The sequence below is a fragment of the Mycolicibacterium parafortuitum genome, from assembly GCF_002086815.1.
Classification (GTDB): domain Bacteria; phylum Actinomycetota; class Actinomycetes; order Mycobacteriales; family Mycobacteriaceae; genus Mycobacterium; species Mycobacterium parafortuitum.
This window is the reverse complement of record NZ_MVID01000076.1, coordinates 1-511: the sequence shown is the minus strand read 5'-3', so window position 1 is coordinate 511 and position 511 is coordinate 1. Positions and strand designations below refer to the sequence as shown.

At 72.8% G+C, this 511-nt stretch carries 1 protein-coding gene; it reads right to left on the bottom strand.

The window, feature by feature from the left end:
* The coding region (locus BST38_RS29835) for a DUF222 domain-containing protein (RefSeq protein ID WP_435404631.1) at nucleotides 1-506 on the bottom strand (506 nt) is incomplete at its 3' end.
* Between the last annotated feature and the right edge of the window lie 5 nt (nucleotides 507-511).

The following is a 511-nucleotide window of genomic DNA, read 5'->3' as shown; positions in this document are numbered from 1 at the left end:
GCGAGCTCGCGCACCAACTGCGCGTCGATGATCCCGTACCCGGCCAAATACCCCGCAGCATCACTGTGCCCGGCGATGGTGTCGGCTGCGGCGACCACGTTCAGCACCACCTGCCGCCCCAACACCGACACCGGCCCCGGCACCGGCGGTACCGGCGGTGCCGGCGCGGGGACCGGCGATGTCGGCGCGGCAATCGGCTCGGCCCCGGACGGCTCCAGCACCTCGACGGCCGGCTCGGCGGGCGGCTCCAACGCCTCGGCCCCGGCCGGCTCAGCCCCGGACGGCTCGGCGGGCGGCTCGGCGGGTTCGGTGGTGGCCGGCGGGTCGTGGTGAGCCGCAGCGGTGGGTGGGATCACGATCGTCTGGGGGCAGCCCGGATCCCCACACCCACAACCAAAACCACGGCCGGTGTTGAGCGCATCGAACACATCAGCACGACGCTGAGTCAGACTGCGCGGATCTGCCGGACACACCGCTTTGGCCAGCATGCTCCACCGGGCATCCATCGCCG